Below are 4,299 nucleotides of genomic sequence, written 5' to 3' on the forward strand. Positions count from 1 at the left end.
CGGGCTCGGGCTTCTTCCACTCGTAGTAGCCGTCGGCGGGGAGCAGGGCGCGGCGGGCGGCATGCCGGGCGGCGGTGGCGAGCTCTCCGCCCAGGACGGCGTCCTCCTGGAGATCACGGGCGGCACGCTCGTGGTCGACGCCGAGGGCGACGGCCTGGACTCCAACGGATCGATCACCATGAGCGGCGGGACGGTCGTCGTCGCGGGCCCGACGAGCTCCGGGAACGGCGCGCTCGACTACAACGGCACGTTCGGGATCAGCGGCGGCGAGCTCCTGGCCGTCGGCGCGTCGGGCATGGCGCAGACCCCGTCGGACGGCTCGACGCAGTCGTTCGTCGGCCTGACCCTCGACGGCACGCAGCAGGCCGGCACGGTGGTGCACGTCGCCGCCGAGGACGGCACGGTCCTCGCGTCGTTCACCGCCCCGAAGTCGTTCTCGTCGGTCGTCTACTCGTCCCCCGACGTCACGGACGGCGCGACGTACACGGCGCTCACCGGCGGCTCGACGAGCACCCCGGACACGACGGGGCTCTCCCACGACGGCGACGCGTCGTCGGCGACGACGTCCGCCACAGCCACGGCGGGCGAGGTCCAGGCGGGCATGGGCGGCGGCCCCGGCGGCGGCGGACGTCCGTCCCGCCCCTGACGCCCCCTCGCCGCGCGAGACCGACATGGTGGCCGTTCCGAGCTCCCGAACGGTCACCATGTCGGTGTCGACGAGCGACGGAGTCGGGTCAGCGGCGCAGGATGCGGCGGGACAGGCGGTTGCCGAGGGACTGGGCCAGCTGGACGAGCACGATGATGACGATCACCGTGATCCACACGACCGCGAAGTTCCACCGCTTGTAGCCGTAGTCGAGCGCGAACGCGCCGAGCCCGCCGCCGTCGAGCGTCCCGGCGAGCGCGGACATGTCGACGAGCGCGACGAAGACGAACGTGAACCCGAGGATCAGCGGGCCGAGCGCCTCGGGGACCAGCAGGGTGAGCACGATCCGCCACCGCGACGCACCCGTCGCGCGCGCCGCCTCGATGACGCCGGGGTCGATCGCGACGAGGTTCTGCTCGACGATCCGGGAGACCCCGAACGTCGCGGCGAACGACAGCGGCACGATCATCGCGGTGCTGCCGAGCCGGGTGCCGATCAGCCCGACGGTCACGGGCGCGATGATCATGAGCAGGATGAGGAACGGGATCGGCCGGAACACGTTGACGACGAGGTTGAGCACCCCGAACACGGGCCGGTTGGACAGCAGCCCGCCGCGCCGCGTCGTGTAGAGCGCGATGCCGAGGACGAGCCCGAGGACCCCGCCGATGAGCAGCGTCGCCGACACCATGTAGAGCGTCTCGCCCGCGGCCTCCAGCAGCTTCGGGCCGTGGAACGCAGGGTCGAAGTCCCCGGCGGCGGGGAGGACGGTCGCGGCGGACGACGACGCGACCGCCGGCAGCCCGGCCGCGAGGGCCGACGTGAGCGCGGTCATCGGACGGCCTCCTCGACGGGCGCGACCGCACCGAGCTGCGCGACGAGCGCGTCGACGGCCGCGTCGGGCCCGTCGAGCGCGAGCGTGAGCGACCCGAACGACTGGTCCTGCAACGTGCCGATGCCGCCGTAGACGATCTCGAACGCGACGCCCGAGGCGCCCGCCGACGCGAGCACCGACCCGAGCCGCGAGCTGTCGGTCATGGTCACGGTGACGATCCGGCCGGTGTGCGCACGCTGGAGCCGCTCGAGGACGGTGCCGCGGGGCCGGTCGTGCACGACGGTCGACACGAACCGCTGCGTGACGTCCGCCTGCGGGCGCGTGAACACGTCGAACACGCTCCCCTGCTCGGCGACGCGCCCGTTCTCCAGGACGGCGACACGGTCGGCGATCGACCGCACGACCTCGAGCTCGTGCGTGATGACGACGATCGTCACGCCGAGCTCGCGGTTGACCTTCTGCAGCAGGTGCAGGACGTCCTGCGTGGTCTGGGGGTCGAGCGCGCTGGTCGACTCGTCGGCGAGGAGGATCTTCGGCTGCGCCGCGAGCGCCCGGGCGATGCCGACGCGCTGCTTCTGCCCACCGGACAGCTGGTCCGGGTAGGAGTGCGCGCGGTCGAGCAGGCCGACGAAGTCGAGGAGCTCGGCGATGCGCCGGTCGCGGTCGGCCTTGGGCCAGCCCGCGACCTTGAGCGGGAACGCCACGTTCCCGGCGACGGTGCGCGACGAGAACAGGTTGAACTGCTGGAAGATCATGCCGATGTCGCGGCGCTTGCGCTCGAGCGCGCGCTCGGACAGGGCGGCGACGTCGTCGCCGTCGACGACGAGCTGCCCCGACGTGACGCGCTCGAGGCCGTTGATGAGCCGCACGAGGGTGCTCTTGCCGGCGCCGGAGTAGCCGATGACGCCGAAGATCTCACCCTGCTCGACGGTGAGGTCGACGCCGTCGACGGCGCGGATCGGCCCGCTCGGGCCGTCGAACACCTTGGTGACGTCGCGGAACTCGATGATGGGGGTCACGTAGGGGGACCTTTCGGGGAAGGACGAGGGCCGCGCGGCCCGGTCCCCGGGGGTGGTGGGGACCGGACCGCGCGGACCGGCTCAGGCAGCGGCCTCGAGGTTCTCCTGCGTCTGCTTCAGGACGTCCTGCAGCTTCGCGGCGTCGTAGCCCTCGACGATCGTGGCGGTGCCACCCGAGGACTCGACGACCGACTCGAGCACCTTCGGGTCGTGGTAGAGCTCGACGATCTTCTGGTACGTCGGGTTGTCCACGTCGCCCGGGCGGGCCGCGATGATGTTGATGTACGGCTGCGCCCCGGGCGAGTTGGGGTCGTCCGCGAAGACGTAGCTGTCGAGGTCGAAGCCCGCGTCGGTCGCGAAGTTGTTGTTGACGATCACGCCCGCGACGTCCGGGTCGCCGATGAGGCCCGCGGTCTGCGACGCCTCGACAGGACGCACGACGACGGTCGACGCGTCGGTGTCGACGTCGTCCGGCGTCGGGACCTTGGGCTCGCCGGTGAACTGGATCAGGCCGGCCTCCTCGAGCACGAACAGCGCACGCGCCTGGTTGGTCGCGTCGTTCGGGATCGCGACCTGCTCGCCCTTCGTGAACTCGGAGACGTCCGTGTGCTTCTGCGAGTACAGCGGCAGCGGCACGATCAGCGTCGAGCCGATGGGCTGCAGGTCGTCGCCGGTGTTGTTGTTGTGGTCGGCCAGATACAGGATGTGCTGGAACGCGTTGAGGTCGATCTCGTCCTCGGTGAGCGCCGGGTTCGGCTGCGTGTACTCGGAGAAGCCGACGATCTCGAGGTCGATGCCCTCCTCCGCGGCGAGCTCCTTGAGGATCTCCCAGTGCGGCTGGCCGACGTCGGTCGTGCCGAGGCGGACGACGGTCGCGCCGTCACCGGCGGCGGAGTCGTCGGCGTCGGGACGCGTGAACGCGAAGACGAGCGCGCCGACCAGGACGACGACGGCGACGACCGCACCGACGACGAGGCCGGTCCGGCGCTTGCCGCCGTTCTTGGCCGGGAGGACGGGGACGTTCTCGGACATGGGATGGGTCTCCTTGCGGTGTGCCCGACGGTTTCCGGGCGGGTCAGGGACGGGCGTCGTGGGACGCCGGCCGCGTGGCCGAGGGCCGGTGCGGCGGTGGGACGAGGACGGCGGGGGTGCCGTCGGTCGAGGCGCGCGGCGCGGTGCGCCGGGCGGCTCAGGTGCGGCGGTGGCGGCGCTGTGCCGGTGTCAGACCAGCTGGCCGTGGGTCGCCGGACACGCGGGCATGCGACACATGACGGCCGTGGCGGCGGTCATGGTGCGGGCCTCGCGGGTGTCCATCGATCGACCTCTTCCTCGCGCACCGGCGACGGTGTGCCGGGCGGTACGGTCAGTGAAGCGAAGGTCCTGGACACGTGTCAAATTCCGACCGGTACCGTCGGAATAAGTCATGTGAGCGGGCGCACCGATCGGCCGGGCGACGAGCGCGCGGGCGACGGGCTGCGGGGTCATGCGTCCTCCTCGGGCGCCGAGGCGCCGGTCGACTTGTGGGCGCCGCCGTGACGCACCACCGGTTCTCGCCCCGGGGCACCCCGCTCGATCAGGAGGGTTGCCGTGCAGCCAGCCGGGTACTTGACGCTGCAGCTCGTGAACCAGCGCCCAGGATAGTCGACGGCCCCCGCGGTCTCGACGAGACGCTGGTCACGCCGCTCGGCGCGGGCCCTCGACGCGACCGCCCGGCCCCCCCTCCGGGAATCGCCGTGCGCCGCAGCGCCGGGACGCGACGAAGCCCCCGACGCGACAGGCGCGTCGGGGGCCTCGTGCGGACG

At 72.2% G+C, this 4,299-nt stretch carries 3 protein-coding genes, 1 pseudogene and 1 riboswitch; of the genes and pseudogenes, 1 reads left to right on the forward strand and 3 read right to left on the reverse strand.

Features of this window, described 5'->3' with window-relative positions; translation table 11 throughout:
- Window positions 1-646: pseudogene (locus HGA02_RS11925) on the forward strand (carbohydrate-binding domain-containing protein); the annotation flags it as partial.
- Between the two features lie 88 nt (window positions 647-734).
- On the opposite strand, the gene HGA02_RS11930 reads toward HGA02_RS11925, so the two are convergent.
- From HGA02_RS11930 to HGA02_RS11940, 3 genes are all read right to left on the reverse strand, one after another.
- A complete protein-coding gene (locus HGA02_RS11930) occupies window positions 735-1,478 on the reverse strand; it encodes a methionine ABC transporter permease (RefSeq protein ID WP_168679189.1) in 744 nt (247 codons plus the stop codon).
- The gene (locus tag HGA02_RS11935) at window positions 1,475-2,497 is read right to left on the reverse strand and encodes an ATP-binding cassette domain-containing protein (RefSeq protein ID WP_168679190.1); all 1,023 of its coding nucleotides are present in this window, start codon (window positions 2,495-2,497) and stop codon (window positions 1,475-1,477) included. Before HGA02_RS11935 ends, HGA02_RS11930 begins: the two co-directional genes overlap by 4 nt.
- Window positions 2,498-2,578: 81 nt before the next feature.
- A complete protein-coding gene (locus tag HGA02_RS11940; RefSeq protein ID WP_168679191.1) occupies window positions 2,579-3,529 on the reverse strand; it encodes a MetQ/NlpA family ABC transporter substrate-binding protein in 951 nt (316 codons plus the stop codon).
- A gap of 479 nt (window positions 3,530-4,008) precedes the next feature.
- Window positions 4,009-4,123, reverse strand: a riboswitch (SAM riboswitch).
- Window positions 4,124-4,299: the final 176 nt, after the last annotated feature.

The sequence above is a fragment of the Cellulomonas septica genome (assembly GCF_012396155.1).
In the GTDB taxonomy this organism is placed as follows: domain Bacteria; phylum Actinomycetota; class Actinomycetes; order Actinomycetales; family Cellulomonadaceae; genus Cellulomonas; species Cellulomonas septica.